Source organism: Nonomuraea sp. CA-218870, assembly GCF_050936535.1.
Classification (GTDB): Bacteria; Actinomycetota; Actinomycetes; order Streptosporangiales; family Streptosporangiaceae; genus Nonomuraea; species Nonomuraea corallina.
In genome coordinates, this window is record NZ_JBNJMN010000002.1 from 227,229 (window position 1) to 252,502 (window position 25,274).

Consider the following 25,274-nt stretch of genomic DNA (forward strand, 5'->3'; position numbering starts at 1 on the left):
CCAGCTAGCCGGTGTTTCAATGCATGGGAACAGGCGACCGTCCTGGGTCACTGCAGATGAGCAAGAACCAAGGACCGCCGTCGAACGGCTCTCGAACAGTCGAAAGGCGGTTGGTGCCGTTGTCAGTGTGGTTGTGTTCCGATACCCCGCCTGGTACGCCCACCGCAACAGACAGCACACGTGCTTCCGAGCCGGCGGTAGGCACCTGGCATCGCCAAGCTGTAGGACGGGAGCTGGCACGGCATCTGATCGAGGCCTGTACTCGTCCGGGTGGCGTCGTCGCAGATGTCTTCGCCACGAGCGAGACGGTTCTGGTCGCTGCGGCCGAGATGGGGCGCCTGGGAATCGGGTGTGTTCCGCGGCTACCGGTCGCGCAGCACCTCGCAGGTCGTCTGCGGCAGGAACTCACGGCAGATCAGCGGCTATCGGTGAGGCTGCGCCCGCATGGACCCCACGAACTACGGGAGGCGCTGCTCGGTCTTGAGGGGCGAGTTGAGTTGCTCGTTGCGGCCCTTCCCACCGGTCTAGAGGAAGGAGGCCCGGCTGCCAGGTCGTCGCAGGCTTGCCCACCATGTAGGACGCCACAGCCGGTGCTCTCGATGCCGCAACTCGGACGATTCCTGGAGGCTGCGCGTCATGTTCTCGCGCCGGGCGGCCACTTGGCAGTGATCACGACGGCGCGGCACCAGCGGGGAAGACTGGTGGATCTGGCGCCGACGATCATACGGCGAGCAAAGAGGGCTGGCCTCCCTTACATCCAGCACGTCATCGCGATCCGCGTCCCGATCGAGGGAGACATGCTCGTCGTGCAGTCGGACCCGGCGGAGCTGGCGCAGCTCCGCCTTGTTCAGGCGATGGAACTGCCGCCGGTCGTGTCGGTGCATGCGGACGTGTGCCTATTCGCCCGTGCCGACGGAAGGTCCCGATGAACGAGAACTTTCTGCCGTCGGTGTTGACCACAGGACAGTTGCAGGCCAAGGTTCAGCGGCGTGGCCGGTACGTCCCGGAGTCGATCAGGCATCCGGGAAAGATGCTCCCGTCGATCGCGTCGCAGGTCATCTCCGCATTCACCGAGCCGGGGGAACTGGTGGTGGATCCGATGTGCGGCATCGGGACCACGTTGGTGGAGGCGGTGCACCTGGGGCGGCATGCCGCGGGGATGGAGTATGAGGCGGACTTCGCCGGTCTCACCGCGGCCAACGTCCAGCATGCGCGTTCTCAGGGCGCTGCGGGCTTCGCCCGGGTGGCGTGCGGTGACGCACGGAACATCGCGACGGTGTTGGGGGACCTGCGGGGCATGGCGGAACTGGTGCTGACCTCTCCGCCGTACGGGACGAGGACGCACGGCCACGTCCGCTGTGGGAGCCGGGAAGGCGGCGGACCGGTGAAGAAGTCGAATCACCGGTACTCCACGGACAAGGGCAATCTCGCCCACCAACGGCTGCCCCAACTGATGGAGGGCTTCGGGCAGATCCTCGCCGGGTGCAAGGAACTACTGAGACCCGGTGGAGTCATCGCGATCACTATCCGACCGATCCGGGTCAACGGGCAACTCGTCGACCTCCCCGGTCAGGTCATCGAGACCGCAGAAGCAGCCGGCCTGGTGCTCACACACCGTTTGGCTGCCTTGCTGTGTGGGGTACGTGAGGGTCGGCTGGTGAACCGGGCATCGTTCTTCCAGATGCTGGAAGCGTGGAAGAGTCAGGAAAAAGGGCAGCCTATTTGCGCTGCAGCTCACGAGGACCTTCTAATCCTTCGCGCCAGGAGCTCAAGCTCGCAATTCCCGTATGAGGCGATAGAGCCCACCTAACCTCCCCCGCACGTTATTCGGCGCAGTAGGGCGACCGCGGTTCGGCGAGGCGTAATGACCACGAACGCGCCGAGCTGGCCGACTTGACGTCCGCGTTGGAGGCGCGAATTCATGTCACGTGCCCAATAGTGTGAGACACCCGCTATTCCTTGTGATCACCACAGCAAACCGTCGGGCCACAGGAAAGCGTTCGATACGTCGATCAGTACGCGAGGGGAGGCTCCATCGCATGCCGCTGGCTACGGTCACCAAAGCCAGTTCAGCAACCGATACAAGCTGACGGCATCGAGAACGCGGCACATACGTAATAGAGGCCCCAGCCTGGCCACACATCCGCCAAGACGTTCGCCAGGCCGAGGCCATCCACCCCAGCTCACTGGAGAGGATGAATTCATCTTGCACCACCTTGCCTGGTCACATGCCGTACTCACATCACTCGATCGCCTCCACGACCCAGCAGACGATGGCTGCCCCGCACAGAAGACTGGCGGGGCGGCTACCTCCGCCAGGGGCGGTGGCCGATGAGCAGAAACGACGAACTGCTGACGGTCACGCAGGTCCTCAAGGAACTGGGAGGAGTCTCCCGCCGCACCTTCTACCGCTGGCGCCAGCTCGGCAAGGCGCCGGTGTGCATCCAACTTCCCAACCTTGAGCTCCGCGTCTGGCGGAGCGATCTCAACGCCTGGATCGAGTCGAGGCGGGAAGCGGCATGAGAACGACCTACGACGTGAAACTCGGCAGTATCCAGCACCGCTCCGACCGGGACACGCCCGCCTATGTCGTCCGGTGGCGCATCGCAGGCAAGGAGAAGTCCAAGAGCTTCCGGAGCAAAGGACTGGCCACCGCCTTCATGTCCGACATGCGGCAAGCGGTCAAGGTAGGGGAGGAGTTCGACGTTGCCACCGGTCTACCGGTGTCGATGCTGAAGGCCGAATCGATCGGGCCTTCCTTCTTGGAGTTCGCCCAGTCCTGTGTGCTCCGGCGCTGGAACACCTCGGCGGCTCGGACGCGAGAAACAGATGCATACGCGCTGCTATCGCTGATCCCTGCCCTGGTGAAAGAACTGCCTCGCCGTCCCACACCCGAGGCCCTACGAGAGGTGCTCAGGAACCACGCACTTCTCCCACAGAACCGACGGCTGGAACTGACCGCAGGCCAAACCGCGACCCTGACCTGGTTGCTACGTGCTTCCCTGCCTCTACCAGCTCTAGGAGAGCCGCACGTCCTGCGCACTGCCCTGGAGGCCATCTCGGTCACCTTCGCCGGCTCCCCGGCGGGGGCGAACACAGTGCGCCGCAAGCGAGCCGTCCTCCATCACCTGCTTGAGCATGCCGTGGAACAGAAGATATTCGACAGCAATCCGCTGGACGCCATCAAATGGACCGCACCCAAAGCCGTCACGGTCATCGACCCGCGTACGGTCGTCAACCCCGCCCAGGCCCGGCAACTCCTCGACGCCGTCCCCAAAGTCGGGCGTAACCGGGGCGCACGCCTCAAGGCGCTCTTCGCCTGCATCTACTACGCCGCGCTGCGTCCTGAAGAGGCTGCGGATCTGCGACAGAGGAACTGCACCTTGCCCGAATCCGGCTGGGGCGTGATCGTCTTGGAGAAGGCGCGGCCCCAGGGCACGAAACGCTGGACCAACTCAGGCGAGACCCACGAATCCCGGAGCCTGAAGCATCGGGCAGACAAGGAGACACGAGAGATCCCGATTCCGCCCGTCCTGGTCGCCATCCTCCGCGAGCACATCGCCGAGTATGGCACGGCGAAGGACGGAAGGATCTTCCACACGGGCAGGGGCGGCACCTACTCCAGCTCAGCGCACTCCTACGTTTGGCAGGAGGCCCGAAAGCTCGTCCTTACGCCTGAGCAGATCAGCTCGTCCCTGGCAGCTCGGCCATACGACCTTCGCCATGCGGCGGTGTCGCTGTGGCTGAACGCAGGCGTACCTGCTGTCGAGGTCGCGAAGCGTGCCGGTCACAGCGTGGAGGTCCTGCTCAGGGTGTACGCCAAATGCATGGACGGCCAGCAGGACCACATCAACTCGAAGATCGCCGGTGTGCTGACCGATTGATGCACCGGAGCGACGGCGGCTCCGGCCAAGCTGGTGCCGCCGTCGCACGCGGCGCACTCTCGGCGTGGACGGCATTGTCCCTGCCGCCGATCGGGGCTTCCCCACATGCCGAATTGGGTGTGACTCCGTCTCGTGCTCCTTCGACAGGTCACGGACTTGATCAGGGTTGCTGAGAGTGAGGGGTGTAGCCCATCCAGGGGTGGCTTTCTTCTTGCGGGTTCGCTGGCCGTTCCGGTCGTGATCATTTACTCGTAGTCCCCTCAGGCTGAGGTTCAGTACAGGTTACGGTGGTATGTCACATATCTCTGATTGACGTCGTGCCCAGGAGCAGTTCGTAGGACGCCACGCGGGTCGCCTGTGAGTCGATTGATCACCATGAGGTCGTCCTCGATGACGATCGCGCCCTGATCGAAGAGCACGTGGTCATTGGGGCACAGGCATAGCAGGTTGCCGGCCACATCGGGGCCGTCATGCGGGCTGCCGAGCGGCCGAATATGCGCCCCTTCGACGTATGGGCCGTCAGGCAGGAGCAGTCTGACTCCGCATATCTGGCAGGTGTGGTCGTGCAGGGCCTTAATCAGCTGCGAGAGTGCGTTGTCCCGGATGATGCGCCTGACCGTGGTCGAGCGGCGCTCCGGTGTACGAGGATCGCCGGGTGATGTGGGCGGTTGTTCGCCGATGTCGGCCAGGCCGACACGTATGAGCAGGGCGTTCTGGTCCTCGTTCGGGAAGTATTTCTCCAAGAGGTACGCACTCGCTTGAGCCCGAACCGTCGATTCTTCCATCACGAGGTCGTACACCCACTCGCGAAGCCCGGAGATTGGTTGGTTCCGGCTCATCCATGCCAGGGGCGGGCTGCCGCTGGGGCGAGGCGGTTCCGGGTAGTCAGGCATCGTCCATAATCCGAAGTGCGTGAGCTTGAGCACCGGATATTCAGGATTGGGCCGGTCGCCCGGTAACCCGAACTGCCTGATGAGGGCACCGATGTCGGCCCGTGCGACATCCCAGGGCACAAGGCGCTCTGCTCGGCGGGCCGCTCGGCCGAGTGCCCATAGGAGGGTGAGGGGCTGGTGACGCTTGGGACGGCCGTTCGAGACGGCGGTGTCGAGATTTTGGATTTTCTCCAGTAGCCGGGCGGCAGGTGACGCGTCTTGGCGTGCGTCGAGGAGAAATCCGAGACGGCTGAGGACTCTGCCAACCGTTGCAGCACCTCCGGAGAACTCTGAGGGGCGAAGCACATGCCCATCGACACCTCGGTGGGCCACGCCGGCGATCGCCTTGGAGTCATAGCGGCGTCCGTTGTGGAGGATGAAGTAGTGACGGGCTTCGCTGTAGCCATACCGCTCAAGGAAGGTGTCGCGGCCCAGCCGGTCGTACTCCTCGATGGCCAGGAGAACCATCTCGCGATCCAGGTCAGATAAAGTCATTGGATCACGATATGTCTGGGCGCGGACAGCGTATGAATGGCAGAAGCTGGTCGGTTGCCGATCGTTGTCCGAAAGCAGCATGGTCGCTGACCCAGCACGTGGCGGGGCTCATGGTGGGCCAGTCCAGGCTCAGGATGAACAGGGCGTAGTGCGCAGGGGCGGAGCGGAGCGTGCCGCGTGTGATGGACATCGGCATGCATCAGCCCTGCTGACCAAGGTGACATGCTGACACATGATCACGGCTGGTGTCAGGGGGGCGGCGAGGCCTCGGGAGTTCCATTGGGCCAGAGGCAGGTGGAGGTGGCGCCAAGGGTGAGGACGTTGTCGGCCTCCCGGCCGATGGTGATGAGGAAGTCGTCGGGGCGGGAGTGCCCGTAGAGCTGCAGGCCGTTCTCGTGCTCGACCGCGATGTAATGCCCCTGCTTTTGCCAATACACCTTCACCTCGGCGATCACTTTCCTGAGCGCGTCCTCGGTGGTGGGCAGTCCCCGCAGGTAATACTCGCGACTGACCTCGATCCGATCTGCGGAGCCAGGGTCCTGCCGGTCGGGGCAGATACCGTCGTTGAGACTTGGCTGATACAGGTCCAGTTGAGGCTTGGGATGGATGACGGCGACTGTCTCGTCGATGAGCTGCCCAATCCGGGTGAGCGCCTGCGCCTTGGTGATCGTGGGCTTGTCGGCCGATGGATCCATGGTTCCTCCCGGGGCTCCACCGGGCGCGCATCCGGCGACGAGAATCAGTGCTGCGGTTACCAACCGGACGGTGCGAAACATCTAGTCTCCCGTCGGCATGGGTGAGGACTGCGGGGTGGGCGACGGCGGGGACATCGGGTCCTGAGCAGGGCGTGACGGAGGTGACGGTGTCAGGTGGGGTGTCGGAGTCGGTGCCTGTTTCGGCATCGGCAGCTTTGCCACGTCATCGTACTGACCGTTGATGATGAATCCCATGTTTCTGAGGGAGGCGGAGCGTCGTGCCCAGTAGCCGGAGTGTGCCGCAATGTCGTAGCCGGTGAAACCGGCCGGCGAGGGATCGACGACGAAGCGATTGGCGCCAAAGGCGATGTTGCTGGGGTCGGTGCCGAAAGGGCCCGCGCCATTCGGGAGCCAAGGGTTCAAGATGCCCGAGATGGGGTTCCGCCCGCCGCTGATTGGAAGATGGCCCAAGTCTGCGATGGGGTCCTGCGGTGATTCGCCTACCCAGACCTGCTTGACTCCGAGATCGCTCGCCCGGGCCGCCATCGTCCCGGGACTGCCGACGAGAATGAGCTGATCGGCGAACGTCCCTTTCCGAGCCTGTGCGGCCATACCGGTCACCACGCTGCCGTAGCTATGGCCCAGCACGGTGAATCGCGGTGTGCCGGCCGGCTGGTGCGTGGCATGGAGACCGTCGAGGAAACTGGCCAGTGAGCCCGCCCCGGCCTGGGCGAGGTTGGGCGATGCCACGGAGGTGTCGGCCCAGAGGATTCCCGGGTCGAGTTGTGGTGCCTCGTAGCCGAGCCAGATGATCGAAGCGGTCTTCGTACGGGGGGAGGAGACGTTGGCCTGGTCCCACAGGGTTGCGGCGCGGGCCGCGTCACCGCCGATCCCTTCTAATTTGCTGCCCGTACCCGGCACGGAGGTGACCACCGAGCCGGCCTTATCGGGGTCGCCGAAGGAGATGGCCGCCTTGCCGAGTCCGCCAAGTTCGAAGTGGAGCAGGAGCGCCGGCGGGCGGCCGTTCACTCCGCCCATCGCCAGGCTTTTCTCGACCGCGCTAATCTGTCGCTGTTCCGCTTCTAACGCATTGATCTCCATGCGGATATAGGACTGCCGCGCGCCTCGCTTCATCCCCTCCTCCAGCAGGCGAAGCTCCGCCAACCGCTCGGCGACAGCGCTCTTGCGTAAGCCCAGGTGGGCGCGGTTCGCGCTGTCGCGGGTGGCGGCGGGTACACCGTTCAGCGAGCCGATCAAATGCGGGGTGGCGTTGATAAGCCGCTGACGGACGGAAGGGTCGAGCATCTGCCACCAGGCGCTGACGCGGGAGGCGAGAGTCGGATCCTTGCCGGTGTTCTGCGCCTCCACCGCCTTCTGCAAGGCCGAGGGGTCGCCGTTCGCGGCGGTGGCGAGCATGGTGCCGAGGCCGCTCGGGTCGGGAGCGGAGCCGCCGAAGAGCCCGAAGCCGAGCACGGCCGCGTTGGCCAGGCCGCCGTCAGGGCGCTGCTGAAGTACAGTCAGCCGCCTGCGCAGGTCGGTGGCCTGTCCGGTGGCCCAGGCGCCTACTCCCGCGACCTGTTGGGCGGGTGCGGCGCTGACACATGCGGAGGCCAGCGCCGCGGAGAGCAGGCTTCCTGCGGTGGGCAGTTCGTGCCCGGCGCGCTCCAGGTCGGCCACCATGCGGGTCATCGCCTCCACGTTCATCTCCGCGTAGCCGCCGCGCGTGGATGTGACGACGGGAAGCGAGGTTGTCAGCGGCGGCGTGGTCGCGTGGCCGCCGAGGGCGCGGATGCGCTCGGCGATCTGCACTGCGGCCGTTTCGAAGGCCCTCTGGAGCCGAGTGCGCTGGTCGTGGGCGGCTTGAGTGAAGGGGACCGCGCCACCACCGACCCAGGCGTGGGCCGCCATGTGACGCATTGTGGAGTCGAGCGCGCCGATGTGGTCGCCCGCCAGCCGCACCACGCGGCTGAGGGCTTCTTCTAAACCGGCTGTCTCGCCCGCCACGAATCCGACGATGTCACGCTTTGGCGCTGTTCGTCCGCGAGACATGCGGACTCATTATGGAAGGTGCACCGACGGCCGATTCTTGCTGATCCTGGGGTGTGGCTCGATCGCTGATCAGGAGCTTTCGCCCCTCAGGACGAATTCGCCGGGAGAGACGGAGGGCCATGAAGCCGCTCATCGCTTTGGACGGCCTGCTGTCCGATGCCACATCCAAGCGCATCCCAGGGATTGACAGCCGCCTTTGTCCTCTCCATGTGCCGGATGTCGGTGGCGGCGGGCGCTTTTGCGATTGATGAGAACGCTGGCCAGGTTGAGGGCGGCGACGGCCAGTGGAATGAGGTCAGCCAGAAACTCCATCGGTTTCTCCCGAAATATGCGTTGGTAGCTCTCATGGTCAGAGCAGGAAGAGGGGTCCGGCATCGGATACGGAACACGGCGGAGGCACTACCACGCAGGGCGAACCGGGTGTGCAGGCTGGACGGCCACTGGGGCTGCACCGACGATGGGGTGGAATCAGTCCGGTGCTGTCCGAGTCAGTGGCCGAAGGACTCTGCCACTGGAGGGGATTCAGGAGGGGAGGAGTATCACTGATGCACGTTGAGATGCCAGACCCCAGCCAGGTGCACACCCTCTCCGAGCTGATATCCGCGCTACGTGCCTTAAGGGCAGGCCGCTCGTACGCCGACCTCGACAAAGCAGCCAACCCCGGCGACCGGCCGAAGGAAGGGCTACCGAGCTCGACATTGTCGGATCTGCTCAACAAGGGCAGGGCCAGCCGGGAGACGCTGGAGGTGTTCCTGCGTGCCTGTGCGGTTCCCCGCGAGCAGTGGAGGGCGTGGCAAGCCGCGCGGGAGCGCGCGCTGACCGCCGATGCCCCTGGTGCTGCCGGCCTGATCCGGATGACTCAGGCCGACCCGCGTCTGCTGGGTGTGCATGCTGCGATCGACGCTCCGGGCGCAACTGGCAACCTCCCCGCCTACATTCTTCGCGACACCGACACTGCCCCACGTGGAGTCCGGAACCTGCTGGCGAAGGCTTCGGACCGAGGCGGCATGGTGCTGCTGGTGGGTGAGTCGTCGGTGGGAAAGTCCCGATGCGCATACGAGGCGATTCGAGCGGTGTTACCGCACTGGTGGCTACTTCATCCCGCTGACGCCGGGCAGGTCCGCCAGGCTGCCGAGCAGGTGACCGCACGCTTGGTCGTGTGGTTGGACGAGCTGCAGCGGTACTTGGGCGGCTCGGCAGGCCTGAGCGCCGCCACCGTCCGCGCCCTGCTTCAGTCAGGCGCGGTGCTGATCGCGACCATCTGGCCCGAGCGATATACCGCCTACACCGCGATGCCGGGCCCAGGGCAGCCAGATCTCTACGCCGCTGAACGGCAGCTACTTGATCTGGCCGACGTGGTTCACCTGCCGGGCTCCTTCAGCTTCGCAGAGCGCGAGCGCGCCGAAGCCGTGGCGACCTCCGGGGACCAGCGGATCGCCTTGGCCCTGCGATCCGGGGATTACGGGCTCACCCAGATCATCGCTGCGGCTCCACAACTGGTGAATCGATGGCGCGGCGCGGATCCCTACGCCGCCGCGGTGCTGAACGCCGCCATCGACACCACGCGCCTCGGCGTCGTGTCCCCGCTCAGCGCCGACCTGCTGCGCGCCGCGGCACCCGGATATTGCGACGTTCGCCAGCGCGCTGCAGCCCCACCCGACTGGTTCGAGACCGCCCTCGCGTACGCCACCGGAACGTTGAACGGCGCCGCAGCCGCCCTCGCCCCGGTAGCCGGCTCCACCACCATGGGACAGATCACCGGCTACCAGGTGGCCGACTACCTTCAGCAACATGCCGGACAGCAACGACACCTGGCGGAGGTGCCGCGTACCTGCTGGCAGGCGCTGGTCGACTATCTCACCGACCCCGGTGACCAGACCCGCGTCGGCCACGCCGCACAACATCGCCTCCTGTACCAGGATGCTCAAGCTCTGTACCAGCACGCCATTCGCTCTGGTAACGAGCAGGCGACCGGGCTTCTGTCCACACTTCTGGTCGGACAAGGTCGAACGGGTGACGCCCTGGCGCTGTGGCGCGCCAGGGCCGATGCAGGCGAGGGCTCCGCAAGAACGACGCTGGCCGGCCTTCTCGACGAACAGAACCGAGCAGAACAGGAACTTACACGCAGGCAGGCCGACACAGACCCCGGCGACAGAGCATCCACCGTCCGGATGGCTGGCCTGCTGATCGCACAGGGACGCCCACAGGACGCGCCCGCATTGTGGCGGGCCCGGACCGATGCCGACCGCTTCGGCACCGTCCGGTCACCGGAGCGGCCCCACGGAGAAGTGACCGCCGATGATGTGGCCGAGATGCTGATGACGGCGCTGGACATCAAAAGCCCCCACACACGCCAGCACAGCGAACGCATCTCCCGATTGGCCGCCATGATCGGCAACCGAATGGGGATGCGGCCTGAGACGTTGGACGCCGTACGTCTGGCTGGACTGTTTCACGACATTGGCAAGCTCGCAGTTCCCGGTACTGTCCTCCACAAAGACGGAGCTCTCACCCAGGAGGAATACGCGCTGATCCAATCGCACACGAGCTGCGGTGTGAGCATTGTCGCGGGACTGGTGGAACTCTTCGACGACCTCCTGGAACCATCCGCTCGGCTCCTCCTCTCCGACGCTGCCCTGGAGGGCATTCTTCACCACCACGAACGGTTCGACGGCCGCGGTTATCCCAGGGAGTTGGCGGGCAGGGAGATCCCGGAGAGCGCTCGCGTGATCGCCGTGGCCGACGTGTTCGACGCCGTCGCCACTGGACGTGCTTACCGGCCGGCGAGGAGCATCGAAGCGGCTCTTGAAGTCATGAACCAGGAATCGGGGGCGTCCTTCGATCCTGAGATGGTGGCGGCGTTCCTGAGCATCGCTGACAGCCAATACGGCCAGCTCGAATCGCTCTTCAGCGCCAGACCTGCCCGCAACCACCGTAAGAAGCCGATGTGAGCGGTTGTCCCGTGCGTGCCAGTGATCATTCCTTATCCCGTTCAAGGCAGCCCGCCGAGTGATCGATCGCTGGTCGGCGTCCGGGTCGGCGTGGGCAGGCGACGAGGTAGGTCCGGACTGCCTCGCGTGCCGGCGACGAACACGTCTCGCCCATCATCCGGCGCCGCCCCTTCACGGTGCAGGTGGGTTTCGCGCCACAATGTCGGATTTGCACACATATATAACGCGATCAGCGGCTGTCGTTGTCCGGTAGCCGGATGGCCTGAGTGGGTTGCCGCACGCTTGGGCGACCCGCAATCCTGCTTTGACCTGAGGAAGCAAGCTCAAAATCATCCGCTTATGTCCCCTGATCATGGTCTTACGGCTGCATGCGGGCATCGGCGGCTGCCTATCAAGGGTGCAAAACAAAAGACCTGCGGCTATGAAACCGCAGGTCAGGTGCCTGAAATGGCGATCTAGGTGAGTGCCCGGACAGGATTCTAACCTGCGGCACCCGCTGTGGGAGAGCTCAAGTTGAACGGTGTCCGTTTTCTCTGCTAACGGGCTATATGTGATGGTTGCTCGGCCTGCATTGGCTCCTGAGCAAGGACGTCCCCGCTGTCCATCGCTGGGCGGGTGTTTGCGCTGGTGAAAGCGATACTCCCGGCGGGAGCCTTGCAAGGCGGTCCCGCTCTTCAGCCGCGGGTGCTTTCGCGAAAGTAGCGCTGTCGCAGTCCACTTAGCTGGCAGTAGCCGCAAGGTGAAACACGTCGTCGGAGGCGCCTGATCCAAACGACAGATAGAGCGGGTAGATCGCTCGTCGGCCTGGACGGCGACGCCTCCGAACGCATGCTTCCGGCCGCGACTATTTGAACCACCGGTCGTGCTGATACTTGGAGGCCTCTGGCCCATCGAGCTCATGCGTCGTGTTGTTGAGCCGAACGAGGAAGACCGCTCCCTTCGCCCCCGTCTTCGTCCGGGTCGTATACACCGGCGCTGAGGCAGGCGCGACGTTGATGCGGGCAACCGTACGTCCGTCGATGATGCCGAACGCGACGGTCACGTTGGCCGTCGCGGCTTTTCCGAACGTCTGAATGAGCAGGCCGGTCAGCCACTGCTCCCAGCCGTCGGTGTTCTTCTTGGAGAAGACTGTCAGATCCTCTTCCAGACCTAGCACAGACCCATCGTCTTGAACGCCGACGAGCAGCGTCCCACCGTGACCGTTCATGAAACCGGCGATCGTCTTGATGATCGCCCACTCCATCGCCTGATCCTTCTGACCGGTGTCCAGGTTCTTGCGGCCGGTGGACTTGAACTCGACGACCTTGCTCTCCCCAGCCTTGATCAACGATTCGATGCCGCGTGCCAGCGCGGCGGCACCGCGGTGTACGGAGAAGGGGCTGTCTTGGCCGTCACCTCGGTTTACCGGCCGGCCGGTGGCATCCTCGATCTGACGAATCAGTCGCTCGAAGCGTGCGTCGAAGACGGCGCCGAAGTCGTCCTGACGGAGCGCGACCGGGTCGATGTCATGGCTGTTGCAGATGGCGTCCAGGTCCTGAGGACTCACCGGCACGCCGGCCTCGATCGCGGTCAGGTATTTGCTCGGCGCGCTCGCGCCCATGTATCCCCAGGTCTGCCCGTCGATGGCGGTTTTGTTGACGATGCAGTTGGCATAAGCGCTGTCGATGCTGTTCGCTGCGCACCATTTCTGAGGGAAGATGTGGCGGATGTCGATCGAGTCGGCGGCGTACGCCTTCGCGTCGATCGTCTCGCCGGTACGGAAGTCGCGACCGCCCCGCTTCATCACGAGCGCGTAGAGACCCTTGTAAGCGGCACTGTTGCGGGTGCGCAACCCGAGCAGTCGTTCAGCCTGGAACTGCGACTCGCGTACCGTACGTGGTTCCTCGCCGTTGTCCTGAACCCAGGCGAGCACGTCCTGCAGGTCGTTGGCGAAGCGTGTTTCCGTGGTGCCGCCGTACAACTCGCCGAATACCCCACACCAGTACCACTGACGCAACTTCGCGGTCGGCTCCGGTGTGAACGCGGCCTCACCGAGCAACGTGAGAATCGCCGTCAAGGGAACGAGTTGGGTGCTGTACGGGAGATCTCGGGCGCGGAAGATGCGCTCACGCTGCAGGAACCGAACTACCCCCTGCAAGGCATGGGTGACGGCATCGGCCCAGCGCCAGTACTCGCTCAGCGGCAGCGACAGCATGTCGCGGCGCTTGGCCGACACCGCCGGGACGCGGTCACTGCGAACACGGTCGCGAGTGCGCTCCTCCCAGCGACTGCGAGTCCAGAGCAGCGTAACGATCTGCAAGAAGGTCGTGGCGTCCAGGTCCGCGAGCAGCGGCTCGTCCACCCAGACCGCCTGCCGCCTCTCCCAATCGTCACGCAACCGGAAGTTCTCCGCGGCGTACGTTGCCGTCAGCAGCTCGAAGACCGTCAGTTCGACGCCGCCGGTGTTCACCTTCTCGAAGACTTGGCAGACGGCCTCCTTGGTTGTCTTCTGATCAAGCGCGATCCGCGGAACGCTGTATTGAAGGAACGGGAGGATCAGCGCCTCCTGGAATCTCTTCCAGATCTTCACCTGCTCCTCTGGCGCTCCCGCCATTAAGTAGGCAAGCTGCCAATCGGTGGTAGCAGCTGGATTGAGCACGATGTCGAGCGGGAAGAGGCCCGCCTTGCCGGCCCGTACCTGCACCCTGGTCGCTGAGGCGTCGAGTACGACGTTGCCGCGGGTATCGACTCGTCGCTTATCTGCTGGCAGCGACAGGATGGCATCACTTCGGTCGGCGTCAGGGTCAATGCACGCATCGATGTCCGCGAAGTACCAACGCTCGATGTCCTTCTTGCGGGTATCCCGAGTCGGGACCGGCGCTGCCGAACGGAGCGCGAGGTAGAGCGAGGTCGTGCGCTGCTGCCCGTCGAGCAACAGGTACTTCGGTTCTCCTGCGGCCGCAGAACTTGGGACTCCCTCGAGTGGCCGAGGCTGGAAGCGCACGTCCGCGTTTCCGGTCTCCAGCGTCATCACGGCGCCGATTGGGAATGAGCGAGAGACCGAAGCCAGCAGGCTCACGATGTGGTCGTCGTCCCAAACCCACCCACGCTGGAAATCGGGCAGTTGCAGTATTCCTTGGTGCGCCTGGTTGAGTAGGTCCGCCAGCGGAATTTCGCCGCTCTCGAACGTTTTCGCCACTCCGGTTCCTTTCCGAAGACATGCTTTTACGACAGGGTAGACGAAAGCTCTCGGGCGGACGTCACGATTAACACTGTCTGAGGCGCTAATCAATGAGGCGGTCACGCACGACAGGTCGGTGAGCTGACTCTCGTTGCCGGTCGCCAGCCGGTTATGGTGATAAATAGCGAATGCCCTCAATTGTCAGGGTTGCTTCCCCTGGGACAGGATGCGAGCTGGAATGTTGTGTTCGTGGCAGAGGGCCAGCAGCCCGGCACCGTCGATCAGTTCAAGGGGTTTGCCGCTGGCGAACTTGTAACTGTCGGGTCCGTAGCCGGACGTTGTGATCATGATCCCGTTTGTGGCGCCCTCGTGTTGCATGGTTCCGTACAGGTCGCGCACATGTGTGGGTTGTACGGTCTTCGTATATAGCTTCGCTTGGACAACGATCTTTGAGCTTGCCACGGAGCGGGCGGCGTAAGCGACGCAATCGACGCCGCCGTCGCCGCTGGCCTGGTACAGCTTGGTGTCGAAGCCCATCTTGGTGAACAGGTTCTGGATGAATGCCTCGAACTCCTTCGGCGTGAGGTCCAGCAGGTTCGGACGTTTGTCGATATCGGAGATGATGTCGACGGGATCGACGATGCGAGGGTCGGCCATGTTGAACGGCATGACAGGCTTGACCGGCTCCAACTCGTCAGGGTGTGGAGAGACATCAGCGTGGAAGTGCCGGCGTACGCACTCGACGGGCTTGAGGCGCGGCTCGTTCAGAATCAAGGCCGAGAACTGCTCCCTGGTGGCACGCAGGGTGATGAGATGGGGCTCGATCTGCTGACCCGTGACCGGATCGATGGTGCGGACCAGGCCGTTGAAAACGATCGTGGTGATCAGCTGGTTGGGATCGGCGTCGAAGACCTCGCGCAGGGTGCGGAGCGCTATCTGCGCGATCATGCGCTGATAGAGCTGCCGGGTTTCCGTGACGGACCGAGCGACGGGTTCGACGGCCTTGCGGCTCCTGACGTGCTTGTAGAGCTTGTGCTCGGGGATGATCTCCGGTGGAGGCAGGTACCACTCGACGGCGAGCAGTGAGGACTCGGGCACGTAGCCGGCTCTGCGTTCGGTGGGAAAGTCTTCAGGGTACGGGGAGGCCTGCAGGACAAGCTCGATGTAGTTACTGACCGCATGCCGTTCCCCAGAGCGAAGCCCGACCTGCATTGCGTCAACACGAGCGTTGTTCTCAGCGGCGGCGCGCTCGGCCGCTTCCACTCGCTGCTGGTGAACGCGCCTACGAGTAATCACCTCCTGCTGCCGCTGCGTTTCGCGCTGTTGGTGTTCGGCTTGTGCCCGCGCGAAGTCCGCTTCGGCCTGGCGCAGGGCGTTCTCGTACCGCTGGACGCCACCGAATGCACGCTGCAACCGCCTAGGGGGCGCCGGGGGCTCCCACACAGGGGTGGGGTGCGGCGCGGCGTATGGACCCAGGTCCAGCGGCGGAACGTCCGCGCGCTGACGCAGGGAGGGGAGCTGGACGCGCGGGTCGCGGTCCAGCGAGGAACGCAGCAGTGTCTCCAGCATCTCCACATGCACTTCGACCTGGTGTGTACGTTCGGCGGCTTCGGCGTCTCGAGCAGATACTTCTGCTTGGAGACGTCGTTGCTCCTCGGCCTTGCGCTCTCGTTCGCGTTTCTGCCGCGCCTGCTCTGCAACGCGTTCCTGTCTCCGGCGTTCGGCTTCCCAATCCCGATATGGCTTCGACGAGCCAGAACCTCGTGCCACAGCGCACCTCGCGATTCTGCAATACATACAGGTCAACGGCTCGAAGGTAACCCGGTCACCGTACGCAGACAATGTAGATGTGCAATTCGGCTCCGCTCCAGGCGGATTTATGCGGACAGTTCGCTAGGTCATGTTTGATCGTGAGAAGGCAGTTATGGGATGGAGGGTAGTGCTTCGAGCGTCTAGGGGGGCTCGCTCGATGCGGCTCTTCGGCGTGCCGCAGGTTGGTCCGCTTGTTGGTCTTTCCCTGGCGCGCAGGCTCTCGCCAGGTTGGTACTGAAACGGATTGGTTGGACGGGCTCTTCGCTGGTGCCAGGCGCGCACGCCGTGTTCGGCGTGTGGGGCAGAGGTTCGGTGACGACATCCTTCCGGGGGTCAGAGCCGGTAAAGGCTACAAAGAGGTCTCATCTCTAGCCGGCCCAGGCTGATGTAGATCTCCTACTCCATGAGAAGGATGGGTGCATTGGCACGTATCGGGGGAAGAGTTCGCCGTCGGGCTAAGCGCCAGCGTTAGCTCCAGTCGCTTGCCATAAGCCGCAAAGGGCATCTCATGGACATCGAGGACATCAAGCCCTGGGACCCAAATGACTTCCCTCCGGGTCGGGCCAGCCGAGACCGGTGCACATGGGGAGGCAGCGGGCCCAGTGACCCTTGCATCGAGGACATCAAGTACTCCGTGGTTGACAGCATCGGCCGACGCTGGTCCCAGCTGCGAATTGCACCTGAACGCCTATCGGAGGTCTCGCCAAACGGACGAACTCTAGGAATGTCCTGAAGATCTTGGTGGGTGAGTCGGCATGGGCGGGTCACCCTCTTGTCATGGGTGTATCGCGGCGAGGATACAGGTGCCGCTGGTGTGGGTGAGTCCGAGGTTGACGAGGCGGCGGAGGTTGAGGGCGGCAGTGCAGTGGTGGAGCCAGCGGTCGTTGGTAGCGGTGCCGCGGTAACGCAGGCGGCGGTTGCCTCGGGCGACCAGCCAGGCCACGGCGCGTTCGACCATGGGCCGCCAGCGCCGGTAGTCGTCTTGCCAGGCGAGGTCATGGGCGGGGTTCGCCCCGCAGTGTGGACACCGGTTGTCATGCGGCGAGCAGCACCTTATCGATGGTCTGCTGCTCGTAGTCGATCGGGCTCAGGTAGCCGAGGGTGGAGTGTCTCCTGCGGGTGTTGTGGCGGGGATCCACTTGAAGACGGCCAGGCGGGCCTCGCGCGCTGAGGACCAGCCTTTGGCGCCCTGCAGCGTCTCGCGTTTCAACGTGGCGTTGAACGCCTCCGCCGCGGCGTTGTCGGCGCTGGACTCGACGGCTCCCATGGACTGGCGCACGCCGAGCTCGGCGCAGACTCTGGCGAACTCGGCCGAGGTGTACTGCGCTCCCGTGATCGGTATGGAAGATCGCCCCAGCCAGGCTGCCCCGCGTTGCAGCGGCGGCGCGCAGCGCGAGGCGACTCCTGACTCCTCACGGGCGGCTAAGCAACATGAGGCGGCCTGCAGAGGCCCCGTTTTCGCAGCTCGTGGCCCGATCGAGGAAGCGGCTGCCCCGATCATCGATGCACCCCCCCGGCGGCAAGTTTTTGCCCAAGCATGCGCGTGAGTTCGTGTCCACGAAACTCACGCGCATGGCAATATAGGTCAAGCATGGGTTTTGTGGCAGCGTGTACTGGGAGCTGCCATCCCTACGCTGGCGGTGTCGTGCGGAGGGTACTTTGTCTCCGTTCAGAGTGTCCCTAAAGCCTTGCCGTATCCATGAGTTAAGGCAATTTAGACGCATTTTCAGCAGTGTCGCGTCTGGCTTATCGCAATTTAGGCCGATCGTGGCGTTTGAATGGGCTTCTGTGCTAGCTATCGAGGTATCGCTTGATTTGGCCGAATCGCTAACTCCGCATGGATCTAAACAGTGGGCGAAAGCAAGTTAGAATCAAGACTTCATCATCTGTTCTGATGTTGGGGAAAGCTAAAACAGTAGCAAAGTGTAAAAAACGGACGAAGTGTGATAGACTACGCATTAGATGACGTCGCGTTGTGCGGTTGATTGCCTTGGCGCTACCCTTCCGTGCCATGCTGGCGTAGGTAATACAGGCAAATCATGGTTTGAATAGCGATTGCCACGAGCGCTTTGGGTGAGGATCCGTGGTGTGCGTCACCTGTGGGCTAACACCTCGGTAATCTCACAGTGGTTTCGTCACGTGACGGGTCACTAGCAGATCGTTACGTTCGACGAAGAAAGAAACGGGAGAGACCCGCTTCAGGCCCTGGCAGACCTGGAGCTACGCGGACCTCTCCCGCTCTCCGGCGGCCCCGGCTGGCGGCTCAATCGAGTCGCCAGTTGGGGTCGCTACCCTTTCACAGCCTCCCACACGGCACAGGCCAGGAGCAGCAGACCGGTAACCGCCTGAATGACGGTCCACCGATCCACCCGCCGCTTGCGCGGCGCCGGCTGGACCTCGTGATCGGCGCCCTCGGATGGCTCCGGGGGGTTGTGCGAGTGCCCGTCGGACACTGGGCCTCCCTTATCATCTTTGCTCGGCCATGGAGGGATCCACCTCGAGAGAGGGGCGGATGCCAGGCTGGCCGTCACCGGGCGTCCGGCCGGATCTCCCGGGGAACGCTCTGATGACCAAGAAGGCTTGAGCCCAAGCGTACTGGTGTCTCGTTGGGAACGTGGGAACGCTTCTGTCTCTATGTCCTCATCAGGAAGCATCTGAGCACGGGCATGCGGGTGTGTAGTCAGGGCTGACCTGCGATAGCCGTCAGGCAGCGTGGCACCTATGGGCGCGGGACCGACCTGCACCTGAGAGACCTCAGAGTCCTGCCTGTCGGAACACCCCTCGCACGGGGATCGGTTGCCTCCACGGGAGTGGTGTACGAGCCCGCCCTGCCGGCGGCATCGCCCGGTTGGCTGAGTGCCGGCCCTCCAGCGGGAAGGATCTGGCGTGGTGGCTGCCCGATCGCGATGGTCCGCGGCCAGGGCATAGCCCAGGAGAGTGACGACGCCCTCAATGGCGATGACCGGTTGCCGTTCCCGGTTGTATGCACGTATTTGGCACGATCGACGGCTGCGTCGCCCGCGGGCGGAGGCGGTCGTAGTGGGTTGTCGCTGCGTGGATGACCCGGAATCAGAGGTTGACCTGGGGGAATGCCTCCAAGATCATCCCCCGTATGTCCCCTGATCATGGTCGTATGGCTGCGTGCGGGCACTGTCCGCTGCCTATCGAAGGTGGCGAAACAAAAGACCTGCGGCTGTGAAACCGCAGGTCAGCAGCCTGAAATGCCGATCTAGGTGAGTGCCCCCGGCAGGATTCGAACCTGCGGCACCCGCTTTAGGAGAGCTCCAGCAACTACGAGTTTGATTTGTCTATGGATGTGGTGATATGTGGGTGTTGCTCGACACGTATTGAGCTCTCCGGCGTGGGCCTCTTGGCGGCTCGCCGCACGACAGGTGTTCGAGCTGGTCAGGGCCATATTTGTAGCTGGCAGACCGTAAGACGCTCCCGCTCTTCAGATGCGGGTCCTGCACCGTTTTGGTCGTGTCGCTCTGGGCGTCTCAAAGCCGAGGTTGCGCCGGTGCACGAGACGTTCGCTGGCGACGGTGAGGACTTCGACTCCGCCAAGGTCAAGGCGCCGGGCGCACATACCAGCACAACGGTGAAGGCCGTCAGCATCGCGGTGGCGCTGTTGCTGCTGGCCCTCTGCGTGGCGGTCGAGTAGCGAAGGGGATGGCTGATTTGAACGGCGTCGCGTCCGGACGTGTCGACACTATGCGGTAGAGAGCGTCTATTCCGAGCCAGGTAAGGGCCTCAAGAGGTACAGTTGGTATCGTATCTGCGCCATGAAGGTTTGATGACATTCAAACTGTTGAGTCTGTGAAAGATATGGCTGATCGAAAAGATATTGTACGGCTACTGTCGGAGATTGGCTACCGATCCCTCGATAGGCTGGATCCCGCTGGCGAAGACAATGCCACGGCCGATGCCTTGAAGGCTTTTCTCCGCGCCAGCCCACGGCAATTTGAGATTGCACTCCTGCACGCGTGGTCCGAAAATGTGCTCACCCAGCAATGGATGCCTGATGTAGTGCGTCAGGTGCTGTCGCTCGATCGGCTGCTTGGTCAGCTAGCCGCAGATAGCTTGCCTACGGTGTTTGGTATTGCTCAAGGATTGATAGACGCTGAGTACACGAGGCGCGACCTAGGACTTGCAAGCTGGAAGTCATCAAGCATGGAGGATTCTGACCTCAGCATAAAAGCTACCCTAGCCCCACAGGCCTCTCAGATCGCAGTGCTTTGGCATATCTTGGCGATGATAGCTTCCCTGTCGCATGGCTATAAAGTCGAGCGAAACGAACGGCTCTGTGCGCTCGAGCGGGAGGTGGCTGCACACCCGGATAGTTGGGCTCGTTCTATTCCCTGGATTTTGACTGTAGGGCCCTCCCTTAATGACCTCGATGTCGCGTTAACGTTGTGGCTTAGGGAACGCTATTCGAGAATTGATGACGATCTTAGAGACATCGAGGCATTGTCGTTTGGTAGGATAAGTTTAAGGGCGCGAGGGATCCAGACGCTAGCAACTGGGCGCGAACCTGTCATAAGCCAAGACTGGCTGCTAAACGCTGCGGCGAAGCTGCTAGACGAGCGTCGGAACTTGTTTCCCCGCCCTCTTGAGGCGCCGTCGTCCACTTGGCTAGGGGATGCAAATGTTGAAAGTCTGATCCGCGGGGCGGCGGATCGGGCCGTCCAAGAGTTCGCTGATATTGTTGCAGCAGATGGCGCTGCTGAAGAGGAATATCTCACACCGAGCCTGCTGGCGCGACTATCCGACAATATAGATGGGATGAAAGCCGCGCTTATTCTGGCTGGGGTGGTAGGTTCCAGCCCGAAGATCGAGGTCGAACGGCGGATAGTGCGAAAGAATGAGGAGAAGAAGATTGGTGCCGATATCGGTGTGGTTGTCTCAATTCAAGTGCCCGCACACGCCACGATCACCTATGGTGACCTGGTTCAGATAAAGAAGTCGAAGCCGTTGCGTAAGCCTGGCCCAGGTTCAGACTCCTGGGCCATCGCTATTGGTCAGCTCGAAGAGCTGCTGCGCTGCAGTGCGACCGCCGTGTATTGGCTAATTGCACAAAGTGGCGTCGTATATGTCGTTCCTGCGAAGATGATACTAGCGTTGCGTCATGGCCGGGGCAAGCCGAACGCGGGATCTTTCACCGTTCGATACAGCGATATTCGGCATGTTGCTATCAAGCTCGGGCACTACTTTTGTGACGTGCTTCTTGGTATGTGGGTTGCTAGCTCCAACCCGGAAACGCTTGCCATTGCAGACGGAAGCAACGCACGTACAAGCCCTCGTCACCTGTTCAGGGTCTCGGTACGGATTGGTGACTGAGTTTTAAGGTGATCGCAGACGTCGTTTCCCAGCCTCGCACGGCTGGGCAAAATATCGCAGTTCGCTCGGCGTAGCAGGTGTCTTGGGCGCCATGAAAAGGAGCCCTGAGGTTATCCCTTCCTACCAGCGTCGCCGAAGTTGCTGTACAACGGGTACAACTGCCAGGCAGAGCAGCGCAGCCCCTCCGAAAGCGGCACCTGCGGAGAGGATGGTAGCGGTGGCCGGGCTGCCGTCGAGAGCTTTGAGGAAGCCAACGCACGTCGCGACGAGGGTGGAAAATAGCACCATGACCAGCAGCCAGGGAATCCAGGTACTGTTCGCTGGCTCGGAGGCAGATGTTGGTGGGGGCGTTGAAGCGGGCGGTTGTTGGGGGGTGTTCACAGGGAGGCCTTCTTCTCGAATCGGACGCGAGATTGGATGTCGGGGGCGGGCTCGGCCGGGTTCAGGAGCACGCCAGCTAGTGCGATACGGCTGTGCCGCAGAGAGGCGGCCACGGTGTTGTGTGCGCGATCCAGTTCGTCCAAGCCGTTCAGCATGGTCACGATTTCCAGCTGCTCGGTGGGTTCGGGCAGCGGGATCCCTAGAGACCCGAGGGACCCGGTCCGGAGCGATGGCGCTGCGGTGGCCGCGGCTCGGTCTTGCATCCAAGCGACGGACTCGTCCAGACACAGATAGTGGAATAGGTATTCTGGAAGCACCCGGCACTCCTGCTCCTTGAGTACCCGGAGTCGGATGACATTTGGACTCATCAGCCAGCCGACCTGGTGCTCCTGCACCAGAGCCGGTGGGACGATCGCACCCGAGCGGACACATACGATGTCCTTTTCTCGAAGCTTGAAGTTCTCCAACCGGTGAGCTGTCTCCTCCGATACGAGCTCGTCCTTCTCGTCGCTGATATGTCGATCCCTCAGATGCCGAGGGAACACGACTGGCACCAATCCGCCTGCACTGCGGTGGGCCTTACCCAGCTTTGAATAGGAGGGTCCGGCCTGAATTTCGCACAACGAGTCGAGGGCGAACACGGAAGCCGGCCGGGTCCTTCGAGGCAACGATTCAAGGATCCTGACGGACGACAGCCAAGTGGCGGCATCCTGGGTATGCCGGAGGCGTTGCTCGGCATGGTCAAGGCTTCTCCAGGCAGCCTTAAGCTCGTGCTCACGGTCGTTGTCCTTGCCCCGCTGGCGCTCGACATAGTCAAGCGGGTTGAGCGAGTAGTCGCTCCGCCGCAGTTCGTCCCTGTCTACAAGGGCACCGGACACCTGCTGCTCCGCAGCCGTCGCTCCGAGGGAGGGTACGGCCTCTCGTGGATTCCTGTGAGCACGGTAGGCGGAGAAAATACTCTCGGCGTCTACGGCATTGAGAACCCGGCGTGAGCCGCTCTTTTCCCCCATGTGCCGCGCGTCGAGAAATAGCGTTTTGTCGCAAGGAGTGTCGGGGTGGCGCAGAAACCAGACGGAGACAGGTACTGCGGTGCCGGTGAACAGTTGGGCTGGCAGGGCAATGACACAGTCGACGACTCCGGATTCCACTAGATTCCGGCGGACGGTCCGCTCGGCCTTGTGACCTGAGTTCCCCGCCTTATTGGGCATGATGATGCCGGCCAGACCCCCCTCGCGTAGCGATGCGAGACAGTGTTGGACCCAGGCAAAGTTGTCGTTGTCGAGGGGCGGAGCCCCGTACGCCCACTGCCCGTTGCTGCGCTCTCCGCGGCCGGGGTCGCTCATGTTGAAGGGTGGGTTGGTGAGCACGATGTCGAAGGGTCCCGGCGGAGCATGCCCAGGACTGTTGTCCCAAGGGGCTGTGCGTTTGAGGTCGAGAGTCGGTGAGACACCGTGGAGAAGAAGATTCATTGTTGCCAGTCGCCAGGTGTCGGCACGCCGGGTCTCACCGTAGGTCCGCACCGCTTCCTCCCGTGGCAGGCCCTCCTCGTCCAAAGCGCAGGCGGCGCTCGCCTCGATGAGGAACCCGCCGTCGCGGGCGTACGGGTCGTAGACGGACTCTGGCTTTCCAGGACCGAACTCGGAGCACGCCAGCCGCGTCATCACTCGGACCACTGCACGAGGAGTGAAGAACTCACCGCTGCCCAATGTGGCCTGGCGCTCGTACTCGTCTAGGAATAGCCCGAACACGTCCTCGTCGAGGCGGCTCATGGCGTCCACAACATGACGCAGATCACGGGCAGTTCGTGGTTCGAGGCGCTGCAGCGCCTCCTGCATGCTCGCGTGCCCTCTGGTGCTGCGTATGTCCTCGTCGGTTTCGCGGCCGATGTCTCGGAGCAGTTGGGCAGTTTCGTCGAGGCTAGTGAGGGTGCGAGCCCGGGCAGCAAGAATCTCGAACCGGTCGGCAGCAGTACTGCGGAGATAGTGGAGACAGGCCAGTAGGTTTAGATAGTCGAGTACGCTGGCCGCGCCACGGATCCGATCGACGAAGATACCCAGCAACTCGTTCACGATCTGCTGGTTCTCGGGACGGGGTTCGTCGACTGCGCCGGTTGGGACGCGGTAGGGAGAACTGGCGCTGTGACGGCGTTTCGCCGTCGCGGCCAGGGGCTTCCCTGCTTCTTCCTTCTTTCGGGCTCGGTTTCCGTAAGTTATACCGGCAGGCTCATCGGCCGTGAGCAGCTCGGGCGGGACCACCCTCCGGTCCAGCCAGCGCAAGACTTCCGGCCGTCGGAAGTACTCTTGCCCGCCCAAACGCCGAGGCGAGGGATAATCGGCCTCCTGCTTCTCCCAAATAGTGATGATCGACCTGCTGACACCCGCTAGCTCGGCGATCTGGGCTCGTGTGAGCAGTTTGTCCTTATCCATCGGCGGATATGACATGGGTGATGGCCTCCTCTCCGCCATAAGAACGTGCTCTGTGCAGGATGAGCCTAGGAGTGCATGGCCCAGCGTCCAACTGCGCACTGCGGGTGCGCAGAAGCAAGATCCAGGAGTGTCGGGGCTCGCTTCCAATGCGTATGCGAGGCCAAGCGGCGGGCTCAGGCCGATTTCGCGTACTTGCTCGAGCGCTCAGCGTCAAAGGGAGGACGTGCACCGTGCCGGTATTGCGGTGTGCCGCGCGTGAGTGCGTACGTCGGTTGTCCAGTGGGAACTTTCGCCCGCAGCCGTACGAGCAGTTCGCCGCCTTCTGCGGCGCCGTCGTACAACACGATGAGGTCTGTGTCGTCCTATATGCGGAGGAACGGCGACAGCAGCGTGACCGGGCCATGCTCGGCGTGGCATGGAGCATCCTGTAGGACGTCACGGTCGGCTACGGTTGCAGGCCCGTTGCGGCTGGCCACTGGGCCCATGGCCCTGCTGACCACCGCTGGTCCTGTCTACTCAGCGTCGCCTCTGCTCTCGCTGAACCAGGTGAGTCGGCGCATATCAACGCCCGCCATCTACGAGCTCGGTCCGCTGCTCCCTTTCGTCGATCTGAGCCAGTAGCCGGCGTTCAATCTGGAGCCGGTGACATAGCGGTTCTTGCTCCGAACTGAATGCAGGCAGATGGCTGCCAGTCAGCACCGTTGTCACCGGGGTGGCCAGCGCGCTGGCAGGTGATCGTGCCTGCAGTCGGTGTTTACGCACGTATTGGGCACGATCAGCGGCCGTATTGGTGCGGTGACCGGGCCGGGCGTAGTGGGTTGCCGGACGTCCGGGCTCCGGAATCATCGTTTGACCTGGGGAAACGCTCTTAAGATCATCCCGCGTATATCCCCTGATCATGGCCTTACGGCTGCACGCGGGCACCGACTGCTGCCTACGAAGGATACAAAACAAAAGACCTGCGGCTGTGAAACCGCAGGTCAGGGGCCTGGAATGCCGATCTAGGTGAGTGCCCCCGGCAGGATTCGAACCTGCGGCACCCGCTTTAGGAGAGCGGTGCTCTATCCCCTGAGCTACGGAGGCGGACAGACCAAGCCTAGCGAAAGTCCGGCGCTCCGTGTGCCACCTGGCCCCCTGACTTGCGGGAGCGCG

General features: G+C 63.2%; 15 protein-coding genes, 1 tRNA gene and 2 pseudogenes. 9 read left to right on the top strand and 9 right to left on the bottom strand.

The window, feature by feature from the left end:
• Positions 1 to 56: 56 nt before the first annotated feature.
• The 5 genes and pseudogenes from ACQEUU_RS29725 to ACQEUU_RS29745 all read left to right on the top strand — a co-directional run.
• Positions 57 to 341, top strand: a pseudogene (locus ACQEUU_RS29725) (DNA methyltransferase); the annotation flags it as partial.
• Between the two features lie 249 nt (positions 342 to 590).
• Positions 591 to 929 carry a hypothetical protein gene (locus ACQEUU_RS29730; protein ID WP_433074515.1) on the top strand — a complete coding sequence of 113 codons (339 nt, stop codon included), beginning with the start codon at positions 591 to 593 and terminating at the stop codon, positions 927 to 929.
• A complete protein-coding gene (locus tag ACQEUU_RS29735; protein WP_433072402.1) occupies positions 926 to 1,810 on the top strand; it encodes a TRM11 family SAM-dependent methyltransferase in 885 nt (294 codons plus the stop codon). Before ACQEUU_RS29730 ends, ACQEUU_RS29735 begins: the two co-directional genes overlap by 4 nt.
• Before the next feature lie 521 nt (positions 1,811 to 2,331).
• Positions 2,332 to 2,523, top strand: a complete 192-nt coding sequence (locus ACQEUU_RS29740) for a helix-turn-helix transcriptional regulator (protein WP_364194510.1) — start codon at positions 2,332 to 2,334, stop codon at positions 2,521 to 2,523.
• A complete protein-coding gene (locus ACQEUU_RS29745; protein WP_433072403.1) occupies positions 2,520 to 3,884 on the top strand; it encodes a tyrosine-type recombinase/integrase in 1,365 nt (454 codons plus the stop codon). Before ACQEUU_RS29740 ends, ACQEUU_RS29745 begins: the two co-directional genes overlap by 4 nt.
• Positions 3,885 to 4,156: 272 nt before the next feature.
• Here ACQEUU_RS29745 and ACQEUU_RS29750 read toward each other — a convergent pair whose 3' ends face one another.
• The 3 genes from ACQEUU_RS29750 to ACQEUU_RS29760 form a co-directional block, all read right to left on the bottom strand.
• Positions 4,157 to 5,392 carry an HNH endonuclease gene (locus ACQEUU_RS29750; RefSeq protein WP_433072404.1) on the bottom strand — a complete coding sequence of 412 codons (1,236 nt, stop codon included), beginning with the start codon at positions 5,390 to 5,392 and terminating at the stop codon, positions 4,157 to 4,159.
• Between the two features lie 167 nt (positions 5,393 to 5,559).
• Positions 5,560 to 6,006, bottom strand: coding sequence for a hypothetical protein (locus tag ACQEUU_RS29755; RefSeq protein WP_364194502.1), 447 nt, complete (start codon positions 6,004 to 6,006; stop codon positions 5,560 to 5,562).
• Positions 6,007 to 6,087: 81 nt separating this feature from the next.
• Positions 6,088 to 8,010 (bottom strand): alpha/beta hydrolase, encoded by a 1,923-nt coding sequence (locus tag ACQEUU_RS29760; RefSeq protein ID WP_433072405.1) that lies wholly within the window; start codon positions 8,008 to 8,010, stop codon positions 6,088 to 6,090.
• Positions 8,011 to 8,174: 164 nt separating this feature from the next.
• On the opposite strand from ACQEUU_RS29760, the gene ACQEUU_RS29765 reads away from it, so the two are divergent.
• Together ACQEUU_RS29765 and ACQEUU_RS29770 are read left to right on the top strand one after the other, a co-directional pair.
• Positions 8,175 to 8,303: a hypothetical protein gene (locus tag ACQEUU_RS29765; protein WP_433072406.1), complete on the top strand. Its 129-nt coding sequence runs from the start codon at positions 8,175 to 8,177 to the stop codon at positions 8,301 to 8,303.
• 297 nt (positions 8,304 to 8,600) lie between these two features.
• Positions 8,601 to 11,006 (top strand): HD domain-containing phosphohydrolase, encoded by a 2,406-nt coding sequence (locus ACQEUU_RS29770; protein ID WP_433072407.1) that lies wholly within the window; start codon positions 8,601 to 8,603, stop codon positions 11,004 to 11,006.
• Between the two features lie 844 nt (positions 11,007 to 11,850).
• On the opposite strand, the gene ACQEUU_RS29775 is transcribed toward ACQEUU_RS29770, so the two are convergent.
• The 4 genes and pseudogenes from ACQEUU_RS29775 to ACQEUU_RS29790 all read right to left on the bottom strand — a co-directional run.
• Entirely contained in the window at positions 11,851 to 14,184 is a 2,334-nt protein-coding gene (locus ACQEUU_RS29775; protein WP_433072408.1) for a GmrSD restriction endonuclease domain-containing protein, read from the bottom strand.
• A 183-nt stretch (positions 14,185 to 14,367) separates the two neighbouring features.
• Entirely contained in the window at positions 14,368 to 15,735 is a 1,368-nt protein-coding gene (locus tag ACQEUU_RS29780) for a restriction endonuclease (protein ID WP_433072409.1), read from the bottom strand.
• 1,018 nt (positions 15,736 to 16,753) lie between these two features.
• Positions 16,754 to 17,035, bottom strand: coding sequence for a transposase (locus tag ACQEUU_RS29785; RefSeq protein WP_433074404.1), 282 nt, complete (start codon positions 17,033 to 17,035; stop codon positions 16,754 to 16,756).
• Positions 17,013 to 17,372 (bottom strand): annotated as a pseudogene (locus ACQEUU_RS29790) (transposase); the annotation flags it as partial. The pseudogene ACQEUU_RS29790 and the gene ACQEUU_RS29785, both read right to left, overlap by 23 nt.
• Positions 17,373 to 19,495: 2,123 nt before the next feature.
• On the opposite strand from ACQEUU_RS29790, the gene ACQEUU_RS29795 reads away from it, so the two are divergent.
• Together ACQEUU_RS29795 and ACQEUU_RS29800 are read left to right on the top strand one after the other, a co-directional pair.
• Entirely contained in the window at positions 19,496 to 19,639 is a 144-nt protein-coding gene (locus tag ACQEUU_RS29795) for a hypothetical protein (RefSeq protein ID WP_433072410.1), read from the top strand.
• A 155-nt stretch (positions 19,640 to 19,794) separates the two neighbouring features.
• Positions 19,795 to 21,315 (top strand): hypothetical protein, encoded by a 1,521-nt coding sequence (locus tag ACQEUU_RS29800; protein ID WP_433072411.1) that lies wholly within the window; start codon positions 19,795 to 19,797, stop codon positions 21,313 to 21,315.
• A 377-nt stretch (positions 21,316 to 21,692) separates the two neighbouring features.
• Here ACQEUU_RS29800 and ACQEUU_RS29805 read toward each other — a convergent pair whose 3' ends face one another.
• Both ACQEUU_RS29805 and ACQEUU_RS29810 read right to left on the bottom strand, forming a co-directional pair.
• Positions 21,693 to 24,137: an N-6 DNA methylase gene (locus tag ACQEUU_RS29805; protein WP_433072412.1), complete on the bottom strand. Its 2,445-nt coding sequence runs from the start codon at positions 24,135 to 24,137 to the stop codon at positions 21,693 to 21,695.
• A gap of 995 nt (positions 24,138 to 25,132) precedes the next feature.
• Positions 25,133 to 25,205, bottom strand: a tRNA-Arg gene (locus ACQEUU_RS29810).
• Between the last annotated feature and the right edge of the window lie 69 nt (positions 25,206 to 25,274).

What these genes read in the sequence shown, in the direction of transcription:
- ACQEUU_RS29765 (WP_433072406.1), top strand. Translation starts at nt 8,175, where the DNA reads ATGAAGCCGCTCATCGCTTTGGACGGCCTGCTGTCCGATGCCACATCC.
- ACQEUU_RS29745 (WP_433072403.1), top strand. Translation starts at nt 2,520, where the DNA reads ATGAGAACGACCTACGACGTGAAACTCGGCAGTATCCAGCACCGCTCC.
- ACQEUU_RS29740 (WP_364194510.1), top strand. Translation starts at nt 2,332, where the DNA reads ATGAGCAGAAACGACGAACTGCTGACGGTCACGCAGGTCCTCAAGGAA.
- ACQEUU_RS29755 (WP_364194502.1), bottom strand. Translation starts at nt 6,006, where the DNA reads ATGGATCCATCGGCCGACAAGCCCACGATCACCAAGGCGCAGGCGCTC.
- ACQEUU_RS29770 (WP_433072407.1), top strand. Translation starts at nt 8,601, where the DNA reads ATGCACGTTGAGATGCCAGACCCCAGCCAGGTGCACACCCTCTCCGAG.
- ACQEUU_RS29780 (WP_433072409.1), bottom strand. Translation starts at nt 15,735, where the DNA reads ATGCTGGAGACACTGCTGCGTTCCTCGCTGGACCGCGACCCGCGCGTC.
- ACQEUU_RS29805 (WP_433072412.1), bottom strand. Translation starts at nt 24,137, where the DNA reads ATGTCATATCCGCCGATGGATAAGGACAAACTGCTCACACGAGCCCAG.
- ACQEUU_RS29750 (WP_433072404.1), bottom strand. Translation starts at nt 5,392, where the DNA reads ATGCTGCTTTCGGACAACGATCGGCAACCGACCAGCTTCTGCCATTCA.
- ACQEUU_RS29735 (WP_433072402.1), top strand. Translation starts at nt 926, where the DNA reads ATGAACGAGAACTTTCTGCCGTCGGTGTTGACCACAGGACAGTTGCAG.